This window comes from Pseudomonas sp. D4002, assembly GCF_013385665.1.
Lineage (GTDB): Bacteria > Pseudomonadota > Gammaproteobacteria > Pseudomonadales > Pseudomonadaceae > Aquipseudomonas.
Genome location: NZ_JACAPN010000031.1, coordinates 52,533 through 73,084 on the forward strand (window position 1 = coordinate 52,533; position 20,552 = coordinate 73,084).

The following is a 20,552-nucleotide window of genomic DNA, read 5'->3' on the forward strand; positions in this document are numbered from 1 at the left end:
CCCGCTCCCACATTTTGACCGTATTCCATAGCTGGCAAATCAGGCGCTGAGTAGCTTGCCGCTGCGAATCGGCGTGGCACCGGACACCCGGCCCAGCGGATCCCCCGGCTTCACAAAGCGCACGTCACGGCGCATGTACAACACGCCGGTGTTGTGGCTGCAAACCGTGGTGGCCTGCCCACTGTGGGGATCAACGATATCGAACAACGCCTGCCCGGCCTCGATGCGACTGCCCACCGCCGCCCGGTGTACCAGCACCCCGGCGCACGGCGCATAAAACTGTTCGCTGCCGGCCAACGGAGTCGCCGGGTTACGCAGGGCTGGCAAAGGCCGTGGCGCGCCTTCAACCGCGCCCAGGTGGGTCAGGTAATCAATGATCGCCGTGGCGTCATGTTCTGCCAGTTCATAGGACACATCCCGCTGGCCACGATGCTCGACGGTCACCGCCACGCTGCTGTCCGGAATCGGAAACCGATCGCCAAACCGCTCACGCAGGTTGACCCACAGCAGGTACAGCGCCTCATCGAACGAGTTGGCCTGGGAATCGGTGGCCAGCAACGAGGCTTCAGAGCCGATGTAGCGCGCCAGCGGCTCCACGGTCGCCCACACTGCCTCGCCGGTGTACACATGCATCGCCGCTTCGCGGGAGCAGTGCAGGTCCAGCACGATGTCGGCATCGTGGGCCAGCAGCATCAGGGTGCGTTGCAGCGACTGGAATTCGTCCAGCGGCGCCGCGTCCAGCAGACATTCGCCCCAGGCCTGGCGGATCAGTTGGCGGTTGGCGTCGATGTCCTGGCCCAGCAGGTGCTCGATCCTGTCGGCGATTGCCTGGTACGGCACCGGAAAGCCCCGGTTGTAATTACGCCCGCTGCCCAGTTCGAAACGCCCGCTGGGCGCGCCCATGATGTATTGGCTCAGCCCGGTGGGGTTGGCCACGGCCACCAGCACGATTTGCGCATTCAGCCGGTTGGCATTTTCCAGTTCTACCAATTGCCGGCGCAGGTGCGCGGCCACCAGCAGCGCCGGGGTTTCGTCGGCATGCAGCGCCGCCTGGATATAGATTTTTCGACTTGCACCCATTGCACCGTAATGCTCACTGTCCACGTGCCTGTGGGTGCCTTGTGTCGCTTGCAGCAAGGGGTGTGATTTAAGTTTCATAAACCGGAAATCTCGATATTCGAGTGATGAACGCTGAAGAAATATTAACGAGCCGGCGTGATCGTCTGTAAGGGCGGCCCACACTATCTTGATCTGGTAATCCGATCAGTGTGGGAGCTGGCTTGCCTGCGATGGCGGTGGGTCAGCCAGCCTATTCCGTGACTGACCCACCGCCATCGCGGGCAAGCCCGCTCCCACAGTGGGTGGTTACCAGAGCGCCAGGGTGTAACCCAGCATCACGCGGTTCTCGTTAACGTCGTTGAAGTAGTTGCCTTTGCTCAGCGCATTGCGCCAGCGCATCGACACGCCCTTGAAGGGCCCGTTCTGCACCACGTAGCCCAGGTCCAGGTCGCGCTCCCACTCGCGGCCTTCGCGGTTGAAGCCGAGCACTTCAGCCGAATCACCCTTGGCGTACTTGATCCCAAACAACAGGCCGGGCAAGCCGAGATCGGCGAAGTTGTAGTCGTAGCGGGCGTGCCAGGCTCGCTCCCTGGTTTGGGTGAAGTTGCTGAACTGGTACTCGGTGAACAGGTAGGTGATGGAGCCGTCCAGGTAGGTAAACGGCGTGGTGCCGTATTGCTGCTGGAAGCCGCCGCCGATGCTGTGCCCGCCGTACTGGTAGGTCAGGCGGCTGCTCAAGGCGCTGTTGTCGACCTTGCCCGCCAGGCCCGCGCCGTCCTTGTCCGACTTGAAGTAGCGCACGTCGGTTTTCAGCGTGCCCGGCCCCAGGCCGAAGTTGTTCTTGAAGCCCACGTATTGCTGCTGGTAGATGCTGTCCAGCGCCGCGAAGTGGTAGCTGAGCAAGGTGTTTGGGGTCAGCGAGTAGTCGCCACCGGCAAAGCGGAACTGGTCGCTCAGGGCGGTGCTCTTGTAGACCTTGCTCACCGTGGTCAGCTTCATGTCTTCGTAGTTGGTGGAGTCACGGTCCTTGGCCTGGTCGATCTGCCCGAGGGTGATTTTCAGGTTGCTGATGTCGTTGGACACCAGCTGGGTGCCGCTGAAGGACTGCGGAAACAGACGGCTGGTGTTGGGTTGCAGGATCGGAAGGTCCGGCACCAGGTAGCCCACACGCAGCTCGCTTTTGGCGAAGCGGGCCTTGGCGGTCACCCCAAGCTTGGAGTACTCGTCGGAGACATTCTTGTCGCTGTCACGCTGCAGCAAACCGGTACCGGACAGCCCCGGGCTGGAGTCGAGTTTCACCCCCAGCATGCCGGTCAGGTCCAGGCCGAAGCCCACGGTGCCTTCGGTGAAACCGGACTTGATACCGAGGATAAAACCTTGGGCCCACTCGGCGCGCATCGACTGGGAAGCGGCCTCGCGGTAGTCACGGTTGAAGTAGTAGTTCTTCAAGTCCAGCGTACCGCTGCTGTCCTTGATGAAGTCTGCATGGGCCAGTGACGGGACCAGCCCGCTGCTGACAACGCCGACGCCGGTGATGAGTTGAGTCAGGGATTTTTTCATTTTTTTAGCTCCTGGCAGTGGGGTGGGGGTTGGTGTTTTTATTGTTCTTCGGGCATGGCTTCGCCGTTCGCGCAAATCGGCGATTTGCGCGGCGGGTGACGTCAGTCCTGGGTTACAGCGCTAGCGGTACGGGGCCCTGGCGGATGCGGTAGCCACCGTTTTCAAGTTTCTCCAAGGGGCTGGCGGCGGCCAGCAGCTTGCGGGTGTAGGGGTGCTGCGGGCGGTCGAAGATCTCGTCGCGGGCACCCATTTCCACCACCCTGCCCTCGCTCATCACCGCCACCCGGTGGGCGATGCGTTCCACCGCCGCCAGGTCGTGGGAGATGAACAGGCAGGCAAAGCCGTACTGCGCCTGCAGGCGTTCGAACAGCTCGAGGATCTGCTTCTGGATGGTCATGTCCAACGCCGAGATCGGCTCATCGGCAATCACCAGTCGCGGGTGCCGCACCAGCGCCCGGCCAATGGCCACCCGTTGACGCTGGCCACCGGACAACTGGTGCGGGAAGCGGTCGACAAACTGTTCCGCCAGGCCGATGTCCACCAGGGTTTTCGCCACCCGCTCACGACGCTGCGCGGGCGTCATGCCGGGCACATGGCGCAGGGGTTCGGCGAGGATGTCGCCAATCTTCATGCGCGGGTCGAGGGACGAATACGGGTCCTGGAAAATCATCTGGCATTGCAGGCGATGGTCACGGTTGCCAGCCTTGAGAATGTCCACGCCCTCAAACTCGATGGCACCGGAACACGGGCTGTTCAGGCCGACAATCGCCCGGCCGAGGGTGGTCTTGCCCGAGCCGCTGCCGCCCACCAGCGCCAGGGTTTCCCCCGGGGCGATGGACAGGTTGGCCGAATGCACCACCCGCTTGAACTGGCTGCGGCCCCACAGGCTGCGCGGCCCCGGGTGCTCGATGCACACGTCCTTGACCGTCAGCAACGGCCGGTCCGCCTTGGGCAAGGCTGCCAGGGTGCCGCGCCGCGGCAGGGCCTCGAGCAGTTGCCGGGTGTACTCGGCCTTGGGCGCCAGCAGGATCTGCTCGATGGTGCCCTGCTCCACCGCGCGGCCTTCGCGCATCACCACCACTTTGTCGGCGTAGCGCGCCACCAGCGACAGGTCGTGGCTGATAAACAGGATCGCCGTGCCCTGCTCGCGGGTAAGGTCGAGCATCAGTTTCAACACGTCCAGTTGCGCCAGGCAATCCAGGGCCGTGGTGGGCTCGTCGGCAATCAGCAAGGCCGGGCGCAGCAGCATCACCGAGGCGAGCATGATGCGCTGGCGCATGCCGCCGGAGAACTCGTGGGGAAACGCCGCCAGGCAACGCTCGGCGTCCTTGATGCCGATATGCCCGAGCATCTCCAGGCTGCGCTCGCGGATCTGCGCATCGCTCAGCCTGGTGTGCAGGCGCAGGCCCTCGGCCATTTGCTCGCCGATGCTCATCGACGGGTTGAGGGACACCATGGGTTCCTGGAACACCATGCCGATCTTCGCCCCGCGCAACTGGCGCAATTGCTCCGGCGCAAGGCTGCCCAGGTCATGGCCCTGGAAACGCACCTGGCCGCTGCATTGTACAAGCGGCGGTGGCAACAGGCCGATGGCGGCGCGGGCGGCCATGGTCTTGCCGCTGCCGGACTCGCCCACCAGCGCCACGATTTCGCCGGGGGCGATGGTGAAGCTCAGGTCGTTGACCGCCAGCGGGCCGTTGGCCCCCACGCGGATTTTCAGCTTGTCGACTGCCAGAAGGATGTCAGTCATGGTCATTTACTCATCCGCGGGTCGAGACGATCGCGCAAGGCATCGCCGCACAGGTTGAACGCCAGCAACGCCATGGCGATGCAGACACCGGGAAACAGCCCCAGCCAACTGGCCGTGGCGATATACGGCCGGCTGGCGGCGAGCATGTTGCCCCAGGTGGCGGCCGGCGGCGGGACGCCCAGGCCGAGGAAGCTCAGGGAGCTTTCCGCCAGGATCGCCCAGCCGAACATGCTGGTGGCCAGCACGCACACCGGCGCCACGCAGTTCGGCGCGATGTGCCGCAGCATGGTGTACAGCTCGGAGTTACCGATCACCCGCGAGGCTTCGACAAACTCTTTCTCGCGCAACGACAACACCGTGCCGCGCACCACCCGCACCACCGACGGTGTGTAGGCCAGGCTCAAGGCAAACACGATGCCGTACAGGCTCGGGCCGATGATCGCCATCAAGCCCAGGGCCAGCAGGATCCCGGGAAACGCCAGCAACGCATCGTTGACCATCATCAAGCCCCGGTCGACCCAGCCCCGCAGGAACCCGGCCAGCAGGCCCAGTACCGTGCCGGCGGTGATCGCCAGCGTCACCGTCAACACACTCACCCACAGGCTGGTGTGCGCGCCGATCATCAGGCGGCTCAGCACGTCGCGACCGTACTCGTCAGTGCCCAGCCAGTGCGCGGCGGTGGGCGCCTGCAAGCGCGCCAGCAGGTTCAAGGCCAACGGGTCATGGGGCGTCCAGACCAGGCCCAGCAAGGCCATGATCAACAACAAGGCCAGCAGCAGCGCACCGATCAGCGCGTTCAGCGGCGGCACACGCCAGGCCCTGGGGGCACGCGCCGGTGCCGGCAACAGCACCTCGGGTGCGACAGGTAGAGGCTTATTCATAACTTAACCCTGGGGTCGAAGAGCGGGTACAGCAGGTCCACCAACAGGTTGACCAGCACATAAACAAAGGTCACCAGCAGCAGGCAGCCTTGCAGCACGGGGTAGTCCCGGGCGTAGATGGCGTCGACCATCAGCCGGCCGATACCTGGCAGGGTGAACACGGTTTCGAGCACCGCGATGCCGCTGAGCAGGTTGCCGAGGATCAGGCCGATCAGGGTCAGGGTCGGTGCAAACGAGTTGCGCAGCGCATGGCGCCACAACACCGCCCGCTCCGACAAACCCTTGGCGCGGGCATGGGTGATGTACTCCAGGCGCAGCACTTCAATTGCACTGGCCCGGGCCATACGGGTGATCGCGCCGAGTTCCACCAACGTCAGCGTGACAATCGGCAGCACGATAAAACTCAAGGCCTGCCACGGCGATTGGCCGAACGACACGTAACCCACCACCGGCAGCCAGCCGAGCTTGATGCCGAACGCGTAGAGCAACAGCAGGCCCAGCCAGAAACTCGGGATCGACAGCAACAGGGTCGCGGTGGAGACCACGCCAAAGTCCAGGGAACTGTTCTGTTTCCACGCCGAGAGCAAGCCCGCCGGTACCGCAATCAACGCCGCGAGCAACACCGAGACCAGCACGATCCCGGCACTCACCTGGAAGCGGTCAAGGATCAGCGGCAACACCGCTTCATTGGTGGTGATGGAATGCCCGAGGTCGCCGCTGAGCACCGCCTTGAGCCAGATCACAAACTGCAGCGGCAGCGGCTGGTCCAGGCCCAGGGACGCACGGGCGACCTCCAGGCTGTGGGCATCGGCCATGTCGCCGAGCATCAGCAGCGCCGGATCACCGGGCACCAGGCGGATGATCGCGAACACCATCAGCGAGATCAGCAGCAAGGTCGGGATCGACATCGCCAGCCGTTGAAAGATGAAACGCAACATCCTCAGTTACTCCCGGTCGCAGGCACGCTGACGGTCCACAGGCGCGGCTTGGACACCGGCCAGGTGCGCAGGCCTTTGACGTAATCACGGCTGGCGGCGATGGCGTTGCCGTTGTACATCGGGATCATCGGCACGTCCTTGAGCATCTGCTGATGCAGTTGGTCGAACAGCGCCTGGCGCTTGCTGATATCGCCTTCGCGCTGGGCTTCACGCAGCCATTCCTGGGCCTGGGGGTTGTCCCAGACCTTGCGCGCTTCCTTGTCCTTGTCGCCGGTCATCGAGTCGAAACTCAGGGCCGGGTCAAGGCGTTCGGAATACGGGAACGCCATCATCTGGTAGTTGCCGGTCTGGTAGCGCTCCAGCTGGGTGCCCCACTCCAGGGTTTCCAGTTCCAGGTTGATGCCGCTGGCCTTGGCCATGGCTTGCACGAACACGCCCATGTCAAAGATCGCGGCGTAGCGCTTGTTGACGATCAGTTTGATTGGCTGGCCTTTATAGCCAGCTTCCCGCAGCAGTTGGGCGGTCTTGGCCAGGTCGAAATCGAAGCCCTGGTTCTCGATTGCCTGGTGGTAGTGGCTGCCACTGGCGACCATCGAATTGTTGGCCTGGGAACGGCCACCGGTCAGGGCGGCGACGATTTGTGCGGAGTCCAGCGAATGGGCGATGGCCTGGCGCAGGCGCACATCTTTGAGCAAGGGGTCGCGGGTCTGGAACAGCAACGCGTTGACCGACATGGTGCCGCTGGAGGTGACCTTGATGCCGGGGTTGGCAGCCAGTTCGGTGGCGTCCAGCGGCGTGACGTCAATCAGCAGGTCGACGTTCTTCGACAGCAAGGCCGCCTTGGCCGCCGCCGGGTCCGGGATCACCAGCAGGCGCACGCGGTCGAGGGTCGTGGTTTTATTGCCGGTGTAGCCATCCGGCTCTTTCTCGTCCCGCGGGGTGTAGTTGGCGTTGCGCAGCAGGTCGATGTATTGGCCGGGCTTCCACTCGCCCAGGCGGAACGGGCCGGTGCCGATGGGGGCTTTCCACTGGCCGTCGACCACCGAGTCGGGGTGCAGGATGCCGCTGCCACCGCATTCCGGCAGCGCGGTGCTGGTGAGGAACAGGCCGTTGGGCTTGTCCAGGGTAAACACCACGGTGAGTGGGTCCGGGGCGCTCATGTCGACGATTTTCGCGCCGCCATGGCCGTCGAACTCAGGGGCGCAGCGCCATTGGGTTTTCGGGTCGAGGTAGTGTTTCCAGGTCCACAGCACTTCGGCGGAGGTCAACGGCGCACCGTTCTGGAACTTGACCCCGTTGCGCAGGTGGAAGGTGTAGCGCAGGCCGTCGTCGGACACCTGCACGTCCTTGGCCAGCAGCGGGCCGACGGTGGCATCTTCACGGAAGGCCACCAGTCCTTCGGTAATGTGCAAGATGACGGCGTCGGAGTTGGTGTCACGGTTGACGCCTGGCTCGGTGCTGCGAATGTCGGCGTTCAACGCGACTTTCAATAGATTCTCGGCGTGGGCAGTGCCCACCAGCGCGGCGGACAAGGCGCCAGCCAGGAATAAAGTCTTGTTCATGATAAATGCACCTTGAATGATCCTTACGCTTGGGTTCGGACGCTGGCAGGACCCAAAAAGAGGCACGGCCGAACACCTGAATAGTTGTTGTTGTTTTAGTCGCTGATTACGGTTTGCGAATGTTCCTGGACCGATCTTATTCGCCCCCCAATCAACTTGAGAAGAACGCTCCGAGTGATCGGGCTCGGTTTATCCGATCATCAACCGTCCGTGGGTTGCCCTGGCCTTACCGTACCGAGAAATCAGGGCCTTGAGCTGGAAAAGATGGGGTTTTCCTGATCAAAAATAATGATCGCGATCATCCAGACCGATCTGTGCTCACCTATAGTCATCAGATAAGCTGGCTGGCATTCAATGGTTTAAATGCAGCACTGAGCGAGCCCACCGTCATGACCCTCACCCATCTTCGCGCGTTCTGCTCCGTGGTTGAAAAAGGCAGCTTCCGCTCGGCCGCACGCCAGTTGGATGTGGCCCAAAGCACATTGACCCAGTCAATCCAGACCCTCGAAAAGGAACTCGGGGTGGTGCTGCTGCAACGCTCCAACCAAGGCATCAACCTGACCCCGGCCGGCGAGGTGTTCCTGGCCCGTGCCCGTTCCATCACTCTCGATTGCGAACGTGCCCTGCTCGACCTGCAACCCTGGAAAGGCGAGCCCGAAGGCCATATCGCCCTGGGCGTCACCTCCGAACCCTTGGCCGAATTGCTGCTGCCGGTACTGAGCAACTTCACCCAGCGCTTCCCGCGCATGCAGGTGCACGTGGCCAGCGGCACTACCAAGGGCCTGGTGGAAAAAGTTCGCGATGGCCGCCTGGATTTCGTCTTGTGCCCGCTGGCGCCCAACGTGGCCGATATCGACCTGGCCATCGACCGCCTCTACAGCTCAAACGCCGGCATCATTGCGCGCAAGGGCCACCCGCAGGCCCACGCAAAAACCGTGCAAGCCCTCACCGACTGCCAGTGGATCAGCGTACGCCCGGCCGGCGTAGTGGGCGGCGCGGAGAACCGCTTGATTGAGCTGTTCCGTACCCAGGGCCTGGCGCCGCCAAAGATTGCGATCACCACTGATTCGTTGCTGGAAACCCTGCACATCGTTTCGGAAACCGATTACCTGACCATCGAACCGCGCATGCTGCCGGGGATGAAGCTGTTCTCCAGCGCCCTGACCACCATCGCCATCGAAGAACCGCTGGCGACCCGCGATGTATGCCTGATCAGCCGCCGTTCGTCGCCGCTCACCAGCGTCAGCCAGGAACTGACCAGCATGCTGATTTCCTATTCGCGGCTGGTGCACCGCAGCCGTTGATTTCCCTCCCCCTACGAGCCTGTTTATGCCCATGTCCTACGATGGTTTGTCCCGCGCCAGCGCCAGCAGCGTCGGCGTTGATCCCGAGCACCTGATTGCCTTTCTCGATGAAGTGAAAGCGGCCGGCCTCGACCTGCAAGGCCTGATGCTGCACCGCCACGGCCACGTGGTCGCCGAAGGCTGGAGCTGGCCGGTGGACCCCAACGAGCCGCGGGTATTGCACTCGGTGGCCAAGAGCTTCACCGCCTGCGCCATTGGCCTGGCCGTGGATGAAGGCTTGCTGAAACTGGATGACCGGCTGGTGGCGTTCTTTGCGGAGTGTGTGCCGGTGGATGCCGACCCGCGCCTGGCGGACATGACCGTAGAACACCTGCTGACCATGCGCACCGGCCACGCCGCCAATACCTCGGGTTCAGTGTGGCGGGGGATCGAGACCAGCTGGATTGCCGAGTTCTTCAAAATCCCGCTGGCCTATGCACCGGGCACCACCTACGTCTATACAAGTGCGGCCAGCTACATGCTCTCGGCGCTGATCAATAAGGTCACCGGGCAAACCTTGCACGCGTACCTCAAGCCCCGGCTGTTTGTACCGCTGGATATCCATAATGAAAGCTGGGACATCGGCCCCGATGGCGTGAATCCCGGCGGCAATGGCTTGAAGGCGCCGACCTCGGCCATGCTCAAGCTGGGTGTGCTGCATGCACAAGGCGGCGTGTGGGATGGCAAGCAGGTTCTACCGGCGGCCTGGGTTGCAGCGGCCACCCGACCACAAGGCGGGCCGGACAGCCGCTACGGTTATCACTGGATGATGAAACCGGCACACGCCTTCAGCGCTGTCGGGGTGTTTGTGCAGATGGCGATGGTGTTCCGCGAGTACGGTGCAACGCTGGTGGTGATCGGCGGGATGAAGAATTCGGCGGAGCTGATTCCGTTTGTCGAGCGGCATTTTCCGGCGGCGTTTGGCGATGATTGCACGGTCAAAGCCGAAGCGGATGCACGGTTGGAGCAACGTCTGGCGAGCATGGCACAGCGGCCTGAGTTGCTTTCAGCGTGTGCAGGGCCGAGAGATTTCACGGGCGTGTATCAGGTAGAGCCCAACGGGCTGGATGTGCAGCAATTGGCGTTCGCCGTCGAAGGCAATGTACTGCGCTTCCAACTGACCGACAGCAAGGCGACTCATGCCCTAGAGGTGGGGATTGATCACTGGATCGCCGGCACCACCAACATGCCGGGCCGGGCGTTGCACCACGGTTATGAGTTCAAGGATGCGCAGATCGTTGCCGGCGCGCGCTGGCTGGATACCAGGACGCTGGAGATGACCTGGATCTACCCGCAAACCGCGTTTCGCGATCGGGTGGTGTGCGGGTTTGACGGTGACCGCGTGAGTGTGGCGCGTACGGTCAACGTCAACAGTGCCGGGAAGGAACAGGAAGTCTTAGTCGGGAACAGCCGGTAATGCTCGCTTGTGGGCGGTCTTGAGGTAGGCGCTCTCGACAATCGCCCTCACCCGCTCACTCACTGCCTCGCCCATCAGGTAGCGGTCGATCTCGTCATAGCTGCAGCCATACGCCAACTCATCCGGCTTGCCCGGTGCCAGTTCTTCCAGGTCGGCGGTCGGTGCCTTGGCCACCAACTGCCGTGGCCCGCCAAGGGCGCTTGCCAGCAGGCGCACCTGGGTCTTGGTCAGCCCTGAGAGCGGCGCCAGGTCGCAGGCGCCGTCACCGAACTTGGTGAAAAACCCCATCAGCGCCTCCGCGCCATGGTCGGTGCCCACCACCAGGCCGTTGTGCAGGTTCGCCACGGCATACTGCGCCATCATCCGCGCCCGGGCCTTGACGTTGCCCTTGATAAAGTCGATGCGTTCAGCGCTGGCTTGCGCGGCAGACAGGCCGGCCATCAGCCCGTCGACGCAGGCGGCGATGTTCAGCGTCTCGATCCGGTCCGGTGCGATAAAGTCCAGGGAAGCCTGGGCGTCGCGCTCGTCCGCCTGGGTTTTATAGGGCAGGCGCATGGCAATAAACCGCGCCTCGTAGTCTTCGTTGCGCAGTTGTTCCACTGCCAGTTGGCACAGGCGCCCGGCGGTCAGTGAGTCGACACCGCCACTGATGCCCAGCACCAGCGCATGGCAGCCGGACTGGCGCAAGGTGCCCTTGATGAAGTCGATGCGCCGTTGCAGCTCAGCGCCCTCGCCTCCCTTGCCGAGCAGCCGGTTGATCTTCAGTTCTTGTGCGATACGTGCCTGAGTGTCCATGTCACACCCCCAGTTGCGGATTGACGTTGCCGACGTTGAACACCTGCGCCGCATACTGCAGGAACGAGGCGTCTTCGCAGACGTTCTTGATCGGATCATCGGAGAATTTCACCACCGGCTCGCCGTGCACCCGCACCAGTTTCATCACGATGCTCAGCGGCTCCACTCCGTCGACATCACAGGCCAGGCTGGTGCCCATGCCAAAGCCGAACTTGGCCTTGCCCCGCACGTGCCGCAGGATCGGCAGGCATTTCTCGAAATTCAGGCCATCGGAGAACATCAGGTCCTTGGTCATCGGGTCGATGCCCAGCTCCTTGTAGCGGGCCAACACCTTGTCGGCCCAGACGATCGGGTCACCGGAGTCCTGGCGCAAACCGTCGTACAGCTTGGCAAAGTACAGGTCGAAATCCTTGAGGAAAAAGTCGGTGCTGATGCAGTCGGTCAGGGCGATACCCAAGCGCCCACGGTATTCGCGCACCCAGTTTTCCAGCGCCGCATTCTGGCTTTCCCGCAGCCGCCCCAGTTGCTGGTGCACCATCAGCCACTGGTGGGCCATGGTGCCGATCAGCGGCAGGTCGAATTCGTAGGCCAGGTGCGCATTGCTGGTGCCGATGAACTGGCCGGGAAAGTCGCGGCGCATGATGTCGACCACTTCACGCTGGGCCTTGAACGACAGCCGCCGGCGGGTGGAGAAGTCCGAGACACGCAGGTCGGCCAGTTCGTCGCGGGTGAGGTTTTTCTCCAGCCAGTCGAATTTCTGGTAGAGCTTGCGGGTGACGTCTTCGAGGCTGACGTCGGGGTATTTGTCGCGGTTGCGCAGCTCGCTGACCAGGGCCAATACCGGCTGTTCGAACATGATGCAGTGCAGCATCGGGCCGACCACGCGGACGTTCAGTTGGCCGTCGATTTCACTGACGTGGATATAGCGCAGGTTGAAGCGGAACAGCCCCAGGAAGCGCTCGAAATCCGGGGTCAAGTACTCACGGCGCTGGTTGAACAGAAAGCGCAGCTCGCCTTCGCGCATGCTGAGGCCGGCGAGTTTTTCCAGCTCCACCCGCAGCTCGGGAATCAGGTGCCCCAGTTTCTCTCTGGAGCGGACGATGAACTGGTATTCCACATCGACATTCGGGTGCTGGTGCAACACGGCCTGCATCATGGTGAAGGTGTAGTAGTCGGTGTCCAGCAGGCCCTGGATCACAGCGTTTTCGTAGTCGTATGCACTTTCCATGAGGTACTCCTTAACGCGCGGCCATCGCGGCCAGTTCTTCCCGATTGCGGGTAATTACAACGCCTGCTTGTTGCAAATGGCTGACCGCCTGCACACCGCCCTCCTCGCTGATGCCACGGCATGCCGGCAGGTGCAGGATCACCTCGAAACCGGCCTTGAGCAGTTGCAAGGCGGTGGTCTTGACGCAGTAGTCCAGGGCCAGGCCGCCGACAATCACACGCTGGATGCCCTGGGCATTGAGGTATTCGATAACGCCGGTGGAGAGTTTGTCGTGGAGGTCGTGGTAGCAGGCGCCGTAGGGATGCAGGTCGGGTTCGACGCCCTTCCAGATGAAGTAGTCGTAGTCATAGGGCGTGGGCAATTCGTCCAACAGGGTGAAACCTTCGGTGCCGGGCACACAGTGGGCGACCCAGGTGACATCGGCATGTACCAGCCCGGTGGGTTGCAGCATCTCGCTGTGCTGTTGCACCACCCAGGGCGCGTGCGGGGTATGGGCGTCCTTGCTGCCGACACGGCGCGCGGCGAGGCTGGCCATGTAATTGAGCTCGGCGCCGATCTGGTCACCGCCAGCGACCGGCAATTCGTTGGGGCACAGCGGTGTGAAGCTCTTCTGGGCGTCAACGTCGAATGAGGCGATAGCGTTCTTAGAGACGGTCATGGTCGTGTTCTCCTGTGGCCTGGGTATAAAAGTACACGTCATGTACTTTCATGGCAAGAAACATTTCGTTATCTATCCTGGATCAAGTACACGACACACCCGTTTGATCCGTTAGACTGTGCCCCACCGCTGCCAACAGGACCCGACATGCCAGACCACGCCCCAACCCTTAGCGCCTACCTGCACACCGTGGACTTGTGCGTGCTGTTCTATTGCCGTGCATCCGGGGAACTGAAGATATTGCTCAACCAGCGCGACGCCGAGCCCTTCGCCGGGCACTGGGCCTTGCCCGGTGTAGTGGTGAATGGCGGCGTGCAAGATCTGAGCCTGCAGGATGCCGTGGAGCGGTTGCGGGCCAGTGACAAGGTTGGGTTGCCGCTGGCCTGGTATGAGCAAGTGGGGACGGTGGGCGATGCGTTTCGCGATCCGCGCTGCTGGTCGTCGTCGACCTATTACCTGGCGATCGTGGCTGATGAGGTGGAGCTGGGGGGGCATCAAAAGTGGTGCTCTGTTGATGCCGTGGCGACTGGCGGGGTCAAGCTGCCCTTCGATCACAACGCGATTGTGGCAGCGGTACAGGAAAGGCTGTTTTCCAAGTCGCTGTACAGCAGCTTGCCATTGATGTTTTTGGGCAATGAGTTCAGTGCGCCGGAGGCGACTACGATCTTTTCGCTGGTATTGGCGCGGCCGGTGCTGAAGACCAGTATTCGCCAGCGGTTGCTGAAGTTGACCGAGGCCGGTTTTTTGCGGGAGACGGGGCGCAAGAAGCATGGCGAGGGCGGACGGCCGCAGGCGACAGTGGAGAATCTGAAGCCTGGGGCGGTGTACTTCTTTGATCGCAGCTTTGCCGAATAAGACCAAGCCCCCTTCCCAGGACAATGAAGATCAACTGTGGGAGCGGGCTTGCTCGCGAATGCGGAGTGTCAGTCGCCGGATAGATTGACTGATACACCGCTTTCGCGAGCAAGCCCGCTCCCACCTTTTTTGATCTGCGATGGTTCGAGGAGCTGCGTCCCGCTCAATTCATCCAGTTGCCGCCGTCGACGTTGTAGGTCTGGGCAACCACGTAGTCGGCTTCTTTGGACGCGAGGAAAACCGCCATTCCGGTCAAATCCTCGGCAGTCCCCATCCGCCCAAACGGTACCTCTGCTCCTACGCGCTTTTTCTTCTCGCCCAGCGGCAGCCCTTCGTGCTTGGCAAACATCGCGTCCACCCCGTCCCAATGCTCGCCGTCCACCACTCCCGGCGCGATGGCGTTCACGTTGATGCCCTGCTTGATCAGATTCAGCCCCGCCGATTGCGTGAGGCTGATCACCGCCGCCTTGGTCGCGCAGTACACCGCCACCAGAGGCTCACCCCGGCGCCCGGCCTGGCTGGCCATGTTGATGATCTTGCCGCCATGCCCCTGCTTGATCATCTGCCGGGCCGCCGCCTGCAAGGTGAACAACGTACCGGCGACGTTGATCGAGAACAGCCGGTCGAAGCTCTCGCGGGTGATGTCGGTGATGGGCGCCAGGTCGAACAAGGCGGCGTTGTTGATCAGGATGTCGAGCTTGCCGGCCTGCGCCACCACGGCGGCAATCGCGGCATCGATGGACGCCTGGTCGGTGACATCCATCGCCACCGCGTAGGCCTTCGGGCCCAGCTCCGTGGCGGTGGCCCGCGCCCGCTCCAGGTTGATGTCGGCGATGGCGACGGTCGCGCCTTCGTTGATGTAGGCCTGGGCAAACGCCCGGCCAATGCCCCGCGCGCTGCCGGTGACCAGCGCACTTTTACCTTCCAGTCGATTCATCAATGCAGTGTCCCTGAGGTGATTATTTCGGGTAGCCGGCGCGTTTCATTTCACGCTCGGTGGTGGACTGCGCCTCGGCCAGTGCCTTGTCGACCGTCATGCCGCCGGTGAGCGCTGCCGAAAACAGCTTGCCCACCGAGGTGCCGATGGCCTGGAACTCGGGGATCGTCACGTATTGGATGCCCACGTACGGCACGGGTTTGGCCGACGGGTGCGCGGGGTCGGCGTGTTGCATCATCTGCAAGGTCACCTTGGCGAACGGCGCCGCGGCCAGGTACGCCGCGTTGTAGGTGGACTGGCGCGTGCCCGGCGGTACGTTGGTGATGCCGTCCTTATCCGCTACCAGCTGGATGTATTCCTTGGAGGTGGCCCAGGTGATAAAGGCTCTGGCGGCGTCCTTGTGCTTGGAGGTGGCCGGGATCGCCAGGGACCAGGCGTACAGCCACGACGAACCCTTGTCGGTGACCTCGGTGGGTGCGGCGGCAAAACCCACGCTGTCGGCGACTTTGCTTTGGGTTTTGTCGGTGGTGAACGAGCCGGCAACGCTGGCGTCGACCCAGATCGCGCATTTGCCGCTGTTGAACAGCGCCAGGGTTTCGTTGAAACCGTTGCTGGAGACGCCCGGCGGGCCATAGTTTTTCAGGGTGTTGACGTAGAAGTTCGCCGCCGCCGTCCACTCGGGACTGGTCAGCTCGGGTTTCCATTGCTCGTCGAACCAGCGTGCACCAAAGGCGTTGGCCATGGTGCTCAGCAACGCGATGTTTTCACCCCAGCCGGCCTTGCCCCGCAGGCACATGCCGTATTGGTCCTTGGCGGGCTGGTTGAGCTTGGCGGCGAACTCGCCCAGCTGGGTCCAGGTCGGATGCTCGGGCATCGCCAGGCCGGCCTGCTTGAACAGGTCGGTGCGGTAATAAGTGACGGTGCTTTCGCCATAGAACGGCAACGCGTAGAGGGTGTTGTTCACCGACAGGCCCTGGCGTACCGCGGGGAAGATGTCTTCCACGTCGTAGTCGGCGGGCAGCGGCGTGATCGGTTCCAGCCAGTGCTTGGCGCCCCACAACGGGGTTTCGTAGGTGCCGATGGTCAGCACATCGAATTGGCCGCCCTGGGTCGCGATGTCGGTGGTGAGGCGTTGGCGCAGGACGTTTTCTTCGAGCACCACCCAGTTTAGTTTCACCTCGGGGTGCTGCTCTTCGAACACCTTGGACAGGCGCTGCATGCGGATCATGTCGCTGTTGTTGACCGTGGCGATGGTCACGGTTTCGGCCGCGTGACTGGCCATCGCCAGAGTGAGGCCGGAGAGCAGGAACAGCGCTTTCGGAATCTTGAGCATGGCGGTTTCCACTTATTGTTTTTGTTGTTGACGGCCCGATTACAGCAGCTTGCCCAAGGCCGGACAAACGACTGGCGGATGCCCGGCTGATACTTTTTTAACCGCATCGCCAAGATCAAAAAAGTATCAGTGGCGGGCAAAACCCGGGGTAGCGGCTACTTGGACAAAGGGCGTATTTTGGTGCCATTCCAAAAAGCCCAGAAGGGCCAAGCCCATGCCTGCAAGCCGATCCGCCCTTTTCGAGCAGCGCCCCGCCGAGCTGGAAGTGATTCTTGCCGAGCCCGAGCATGGCTTTCGCTGGTACAAACATGACTATCCGTTCGAGCTGGCCCGCTGGAACCATCACCCCGAATTCGAAATCCACCTGATCCGCCACGGCAGCGGCAAGCTGGTGGCGGGCGACTATATCGGTGCGTTTGGCGCCGGCCATGTCGCACTGATCGGCCCCGACCTGCCCCACGACTGGATCGGCGACCTGGCCCCCGGCGAGTACCTGACGGGGCGCGATGTGGTGTTGCAGTTCGACGGCGCCGCACTGCTGGCCCTGCGCACCACGCTGCCCGAGCTGGGCGACCTGCAAGGCCTGTTTGACCGGGCCCGGCGCGGCCTGGAATTCACCGGCGAGACGGCACTGAAGGCCGCGCAACTGCTGGAGTCCATCGGCCCTGCTCAGGGGCTCGCGCGCCTGATTCTGTTCATCCAGTTACTGCATACCTTGGGGCAGGCGCCCTCCGGGGAAGCCCATTGCCTGGCCAGTGCCTGCTACACGCCAAGCCTGGATGCCCGCAGCTCGGAGCGTATCCACAAGGCCTTCGAATACCTGATGACGGAATTGACCGGCGACCTGCGGCTGTCGGTGATCGCCCAACGGCTGGACATGAGCGAACCGGGCTTCTCGCGTTTTTTCAAGCGCGTCACCGGTCACGGCTTTATCGACCTGATGCGCAAGTTCCGGGTGCAGCGCGCCTGCCGCCTGTTGCTGCAAAGCGAGATGTCAGTGGCCGATATCTGTTTTGAAGTGGGTTACGCCAACCTCTCCAACTTCAACCGGCACTTTCGCATCGAGATGAACCAGACGCCCAGCGAATATCGCCGGGAAACCGCGATGTACCTGTTTAACCGCAATGGTGATCAGGTGCTGCCGTTTACCAAGGCACATTGAGCCAGGCGTGCCACTTCCAGCTCCCTATCGGCGCGGTGTCGCTGGTCATCCTCCAGAAACCACGCCGCCGACAAACCGGCGTGCGCCACCACCCATTGCAACAGGCGCTGGCGCTCCAGGCCCGCAGCCCCGGCGATGATCTCGACCTGGCGTGTAAATCGCGCCGGATCGGTGCAAGTGGGCAAATCCGGATTGCAGATCAAATTCGCGTAGTCATAGCCACGCTCGCCGGCCACCCGCTTGGGATCAATCGCCAGCCAGCCCCGGGGGCCGAAATCGAGGATGTTGTCGTGGTGCACATCACCGTGCAGCACCACCGGTTCCTGAGGTGACGCCAGCAGGCTGCGCGCCGTGGCGGCACACTCGCGTATCCGCCCGCCTTTACCCTCAGCGGCGAGCCACAGGGAGCGGAACCAGAGCTCCAATGAGTGCAAGCCCGCCGGTGGCGACGGGCGCGGCGCATGCAACAACGCCACGGTGGCGCAGGCAATGCGGCTGGCTTCATCGTCCTGACCGTTGAGGGCCATGTGCATCAGCGAACCCGGGCCGGTTGCGCGCTCCATCACCACGGCATCGCCGTCATGGAAAAACACGCGGGCGGCGCCCTTGCCGGCCCACCAAGTCATCAACTCGCCGCCGAGCTTTTCCTCGGGCTCGCGGGCGATCTTGAGCATCGCCGGCTGCCCATCCCAGCGCACCGGCAGCAGGTCGCTGCCGGGGGTGATGATGGCGTCATCCTCGGGTGTCAGGTTCCAGCGTTTCAAATAGTGATCGAACATCGGGCGGCTCCCAGTGCGAGGTCCTGCAGGATGCCACACACGCCTTTACCCGGTCCGTTACGTTTCTGACCAAAAGGCCGACTATTTCCCACTTTTCTCAATTCCTTCATGCAATTGACACAAATTGGTACAACCTATGCAAACGTTTGCGGAACGAACTTGGCAACCAGGTTCACCTCAACCCGAAGAATCGGGCCCCAACCGCGTACGAACAGGGATTTTCAATGCAACCCACTTCCAGACGATCCGCGTCGGCTACCCCTTTTGCTGTTTCCCTGCTACTGGCTGCCGTTACGGGAGTACTCAGCGGACCCATTTTGGCGCAGGAAAAACCCACCGATGACTCAGCACAGGGCGAAGCCCTGGCCCCGGAAGCCAGCCCGTCGAAAAAAGGCGTGTACCTGTCGGACTGGTTCAACCAGGACCTGACGGTGATCGGCAGCAAAGACATCAGCTTCGGCCCCAAACCCGCCGATGACGTGTACCTGGAGTACGAATACTTCGGCCGCAAGGGCCCGTTCGAACTGTATGGCTACGTCGACATCCCGAAGATCTTCGGGATCGGCAACAGCAACGACAAAGGCGCGTGGGACCACGGCTCGCCGGTGTTCATGGAGCACGAACCGCGCATCTCCATCGACTACCTGGCCGGTCGCAGCCTGGCCATCGGCCCGTTCAAGGAATGGTATGTAGCGTTTGACTGGATCTACGACCACGGCAGCAACAAGGACAACCGTGCCAACACCTTGTACAGCGGCCTGGGCACCGACATCGAGACCCACTCGCGGGTCAACCTGTCGGCCAACTTCTATGGCCGTTACCAGTGGGAAAACTACGGCGCCAGCAACGAATACTCATGGGACGGCTACCGTGCGCAGATGAAATACATCGTGCCCATCGGCAGCTTCGACAATGGTGCGTCGCTGACCTATATCGGCTTCACCAACTACGATTTCGGCTCGGATCTGCACAAAGACAACCCCGCGCGCACCGCCAACTCCCTGGTTGCAACAAACGTGCTGTTGTATTCGTTCACTCACCTGCGTTTCACCCTGGTAGGCCGTTACTTCCACAACGGCGGCAACTGGGAAGACGGCAGCGAGCTGAACTTTGGCGACGGCAATTTCCGCGCCCGCTCCAACGGCTGGGGTTACTACGCCGGTGTGGGCTATCAATTCTGAGTGTGAACAAGGAGCAGTAGATGAAGACCTTTACCCGCCTTTCAATCGCCATCGGCCTGGCCGCCGGGGCGCTGTTGCCGCATGTCGTGCTGGCTGATGCCCCGGCCCCGATCAAGCCCAAGGTGATGCTGATCACCATGTTCGCCCCCGAAGCGCAGAACTGGATCGACCGCCTGGAACTCAAGCAGGAAGTTCGCGTGCCAGGCTTGTCGGCCGAGTATCCAGTGATCCGCTGCAACACCCAGGACGTGTGCCTGCTGGTGACCGGCATGGGCCAGACCAACGCCGCCGCCTCGACCCTGGCACTGGCGTTGTCGCCCAAGTTCGACCTGCGCCAGAGCTACTTCCTGATCGCCGGGATTGCCGGGATCAACCCGCACCACGGCACCATCGGCACCGCCGCGTGGGCCCATTACCTGGTGGAATTCGGAACCCAATGGGAACTGGATTCACGGGACGCGCCGAAGGACTGGCCGACTGGCTATATCGGCATCAATACCAAGGGGCCGAACGAGAAGCCGCCGCTGGACTACAAGACCGAAGTGTTCGAGCTCAATCCCAAGCTGCAAGCCAAGGCGTTTGCGCTGTCGCAAAAAGTCGAGCTCAGTGAAAGCAAGGAGTCCACGGCCTGGCGCAAACACTATCCGTACGCGCCGGCCAATCAGCCGCCGCAGGTCACCCGGTGCGACACCCTGGCGGGCAATACCTGGTTCTCCGGGACGCGCCTGAGTGAGCGCGCCGAGGTCTGGACCAAATTGCTGACGGACAATAAAGGCGTGTACTGCACCACCCAGCAGGAAGACAACTCCACCTATGAGGCGTTGCTACGAGCCAGCCGCGAAGGGTTGGTGGATATCAATCGCCTGGCGGTGGTGCGGGCCGGTTCCGACTTTGATCGGCCGTACCCGGGCTACAGCGAAGTGGACAACCTGCTGAAGTATGCGGACCAGGGCGGATTTGTGCCGGCGCTGGAGAACCTGTATCGCACCGGTAATCCGCTGGTGCAGGCAATTCTGAAGAACTGGTCGGCGTGGGAAAAAGGCGTTCCCGAAGCCTGAATAAAGATCAAATGTGGGAGCGGGCTTGCTCGCGAAAGCGGTGGATCAGTGCCGAA

Annotated in this window: 18 protein-coding genes; 6 read left to right on the forward strand and 12 right to left on the reverse strand. The window is 62.4% G+C overall.

Annotation, left to right across the window (positions count from 1 at the left end; all coding sequences use genetic code 11):
• Window positions 1–39: 39 nt before the first annotated feature.
• From HX824_RS22360 to HX824_RS22385, 6 genes are all read right to left on the reverse strand, one after another.
• A complete protein-coding gene (locus tag HX824_RS22360; protein ID WP_087694149.1) occupies window positions 40–1,158 on the reverse strand; it encodes a succinylglutamate desuccinylase/aspartoacylase family protein in 1,119 nt (372 codons plus the stop codon).
• Between the two features lie 207 nt (window positions 1,159–1,365).
• Window positions 1,366–2,619: an OprD family porin gene (locus HX824_RS22365; protein ID WP_008437109.1), complete on the reverse strand. Its 1,254-nt coding sequence runs from the start codon at window positions 2,617–2,619 to the stop codon at window positions 1,366–1,368.
• Between the two features lie 112 nt (window positions 2,620–2,731).
• On the reverse strand, window positions 2,732–4,375 hold the full coding sequence (locus HX824_RS22370; RefSeq protein WP_177055082.1) for an ABC transporter ATP-binding protein: 1,644 nt from the start codon (window positions 4,373–4,375) through the stop codon (window positions 2,732–2,734).
• On the reverse strand, window positions 4,372–5,250 hold the full coding sequence (locus HX824_RS22375) for an ABC transporter permease (protein WP_168197512.1): 879 nt from the start codon (window positions 5,248–5,250) through the stop codon (window positions 4,372–4,374). The genes HX824_RS22370 and HX824_RS22375 overlap by 4 nt, the downstream gene beginning before the upstream one ends.
• Window positions 5,247–6,188, reverse strand: a complete 942-nt coding sequence (locus HX824_RS22380; protein ID WP_003208135.1) for an ABC transporter permease — start codon at window positions 6,186–6,188, stop codon at window positions 5,247–5,249. The genes HX824_RS22375 and HX824_RS22380 overlap by 4 nt, the downstream gene beginning before the upstream one ends.
• 2 nt (window positions 6,189–6,190) lie before the next feature.
• Window positions 6,191–7,750, reverse strand: a complete 1,560-nt coding sequence (locus HX824_RS22385) for an ABC transporter substrate-binding protein (protein WP_177055083.1) — start codon at window positions 7,748–7,750, stop codon at window positions 6,191–6,193.
• A 389-nt stretch (window positions 7,751–8,139) separates the two neighbouring features.
• Between HX824_RS22385 and HX824_RS22390 the strand changes: the two genes are divergently transcribed.
• Together HX824_RS22390 and HX824_RS22395 are read left to right on the forward strand one after the other, a co-directional pair.
• A complete protein-coding gene (locus tag HX824_RS22390; protein WP_177055084.1) occupies window positions 8,140–9,054 on the forward strand; it encodes a LysR substrate-binding domain-containing protein in 915 nt (304 codons plus the stop codon).
• Between the two features lie 25 nt (window positions 9,055–9,079).
• The gene (locus HX824_RS22395; protein WP_177055085.1) at window positions 9,080–10,510 is read left to right on the forward strand and encodes a serine hydrolase; all 1,431 of its coding nucleotides are present in this window, start codon (window positions 9,080–9,082) and stop codon (window positions 10,508–10,510) included.
• On the opposite strand, the gene nadE is transcribed toward HX824_RS22395, so the two are convergent.
• From nadE to HX824_RS22410, 3 genes are read right to left on the reverse strand one after another with little or no spacing between them, the layout of a single operon-like run.
• Entirely contained in the window at window positions 10,490–11,305 is an 816-nt protein-coding gene (gene nadE / locus HX824_RS22400) for an ammonia-dependent NAD(+) synthetase (RefSeq protein ID WP_177055086.1), read from the reverse strand. The genes HX824_RS22395 and nadE overlap by 21 nt on opposite strands.
• 1 nt (window position 11,306) lies before the next feature.
• Complete coding sequence (pncB, locus tag HX824_RS22405; RefSeq protein ID WP_003208126.1) at window positions 11,307–12,533, reverse strand: nicotinate phosphoribosyltransferase; 1,227 nt, start codon at window positions 12,531–12,533, stop codon at window positions 11,307–11,309.
• Between the two features lie 10 nt (window positions 12,534–12,543).
• Window positions 12,544–13,191: a nicotinamidase gene (locus tag HX824_RS22410; RefSeq protein WP_003208124.1), complete on the reverse strand. Its 648-nt coding sequence runs from the start codon at window positions 13,189–13,191 to the stop codon at window positions 12,544–12,546.
• A 147-nt stretch (window positions 13,192–13,338) separates the two neighbouring features.
• Here HX824_RS22410 and HX824_RS22415 point away from each other — a divergent pair, with 147 nt between their 5' ends.
• Window positions 13,339–14,046: an NUDIX hydrolase gene (locus HX824_RS22415; protein ID WP_008437074.1), complete on the forward strand. Its 708-nt coding sequence runs from the start codon at window positions 13,339–13,341 to the stop codon at window positions 14,044–14,046.
• Between the two features lie 163 nt (window positions 14,047–14,209).
• Here the strand turns inward: HX824_RS22415 and HX824_RS22420 are convergent, their stop codons facing one another.
• Window positions 14,210–14,983 (reverse strand): L-iditol 2-dehydrogenase, encoded by a 774-nt coding sequence (locus HX824_RS22420; protein WP_008437073.1) that lies wholly within the window; start codon window positions 14,981–14,983, stop codon window positions 14,210–14,212.
• A gap of 22 nt (window positions 14,984–15,005) precedes the next feature.
• Complete coding sequence (locus HX824_RS22425; protein WP_371319421.1) at window positions 15,006–16,265, reverse strand: sugar ABC transporter substrate-binding protein; 1,260 nt, start codon at window positions 16,263–16,265, stop codon at window positions 15,006–15,008.
• Between the two features lie 265 nt (window positions 16,266–16,530).
• On the opposite strand from HX824_RS22425, the gene HX824_RS22430 reads away from it, so the two are divergent.
• A complete protein-coding gene (locus HX824_RS22430) occupies window positions 16,531–17,478 on the forward strand; it encodes an AraC family transcriptional regulator (protein WP_177055088.1) in 948 nt (315 codons plus the stop codon).
• On the opposite strand, the gene HX824_RS22435 is transcribed toward HX824_RS22430, so the two are convergent.
• The gene (locus HX824_RS22435; RefSeq protein WP_177055089.1) at window positions 17,448–18,257 is read right to left on the reverse strand and encodes an aminoglycoside phosphotransferase family protein; all 810 of its coding nucleotides are present in this window, start codon (window positions 18,255–18,257) and stop codon (window positions 17,448–17,450) included. The two genes, HX824_RS22430 and HX824_RS22435, sit on opposite strands and share 31 nt — an antisense overlap.
• Window positions 18,258–18,481: 224 nt before the next feature.
• Between HX824_RS22435 and HX824_RS22440 the strand changes: the two genes are divergently transcribed.
• Together HX824_RS22440 and HX824_RS22445 are read left to right on the forward strand one after the other, a co-directional pair.
• Window positions 18,482–19,438: a nucleoside-specific channel-forming protein Tsx gene (locus HX824_RS22440; RefSeq protein WP_032899590.1), complete on the forward strand. Its 957-nt coding sequence runs from the start codon at window positions 18,482–18,484 to the stop codon at window positions 19,436–19,438.
• A 20-nt stretch (window positions 19,439–19,458) separates the two neighbouring features.
• Window positions 19,459–20,496: a purine nucleoside permease gene (locus tag HX824_RS22445; RefSeq protein ID WP_008437067.1), complete on the forward strand. Its 1,038-nt coding sequence runs from the start codon at window positions 19,459–19,461 to the stop codon at window positions 20,494–20,496.
• The last annotated feature ends 56 nt before the right edge of the window (window positions 20,497–20,552 follow it).

Coding starts and splice junctions, on each gene's coding strand:
- HX824_RS22445 (WP_008437067.1), top strand. CDS start 19,459: ATGAAGACCTTTACCCGCCTTTCAATCGCCATCGGCCTGGCCGCCGGG.
- HX824_RS22365 (WP_008437109.1), bottom strand. CDS start 2,619: ATGAAAAAATCCCTGACTCAACTCATCACCGGCGTCGGCGTTGTCAGC.
- HX824_RS22360 (WP_087694149.1), bottom strand. CDS start 1,158: ATGAAACTTAAATCACACCCCTTGCTGCAAGCGACACAAGGCACCCAC.
- pncB (WP_003208126.1), bottom strand. CDS start 12,533: ATGGAAAGTGCATACGACTACGAAAACGCTGTGATCCAGGGCCTGCTG.
- nadE (WP_177055086.1), bottom strand. CDS start 11,305: ATGGACACTCAGGCACGTATCGCACAAGAACTGAAGATCAACCGGCTG.
- HX824_RS22420 (WP_008437073.1), bottom strand. CDS start 14,983: ATGAATCGACTGGAAGGTAAAAGTGCGCTGGTCACCGGCAGCGCGCGG.
- HX824_RS22370 (WP_177055082.1), bottom strand. CDS start 4,375: ATGACCATGACTGACATCCTTCTGGCAGTCGACAAGCTGAAAATCCGC.
- HX824_RS22425 (WP_371319421.1), bottom strand. CDS start 16,265: ATGGCCAGTCACGCGGCCGAAACCGTGACCATCGCCACGGTCAACAAC.
- HX824_RS22375 (WP_168197512.1), bottom strand. CDS start 5,250: ATGAATAAGCCTCTACCTGTCGCACCCGAGGTGCTGTTGCCGGCACCG.
- HX824_RS22390 (WP_177055084.1), top strand. CDS start 8,140: ATGACCCTCACCCATCTTCGCGCGTTCTGCTCCGTGGTTGAAAAAGGC.
- HX824_RS22380 (WP_003208135.1), bottom strand. CDS start 6,188: ATGTTGCGTTTCATCTTTCAACGGCTGGCGATGTCGATCCCGACCTTG.
- HX824_RS22435 (WP_177055089.1), bottom strand. CDS start 18,257: ATGTTCGATCACTATTTGAAACGCTGGAACCTGACACCCGAGGATGAC.
- HX824_RS22430 (WP_177055088.1), top strand. CDS start 16,531: ATGCCTGCAAGCCGATCCGCCCTTTTCGAGCAGCGCCCCGCCGAGCTG.
- HX824_RS22385 (WP_177055083.1), bottom strand. CDS start 7,750: ATGAACAAGACTTTATTCCTGGCTGGCGCCTTGTCCGCCGCGCTGGTG.
- HX824_RS22440 (WP_032899590.1), top strand. CDS start 18,482: ATGCAACCCACTTCCAGACGATCCGCGTCGGCTACCCCTTTTGCTGTT.
- HX824_RS22415 (WP_008437074.1), top strand. CDS start 13,339: ATGCCAGACCACGCCCCAACCCTTAGCGCCTACCTGCACACCGTGGAC.
- HX824_RS22410 (WP_003208124.1), bottom strand. CDS start 13,191: ATGACCGTCTCTAAGAACGCTATCGCCTCATTCGACGTTGACGCCCAG.
- HX824_RS22395 (WP_177055085.1), top strand. CDS start 9,080: ATGCCCATGTCCTACGATGGTTTGTCCCGCGCCAGCGCCAGCAGCGTC.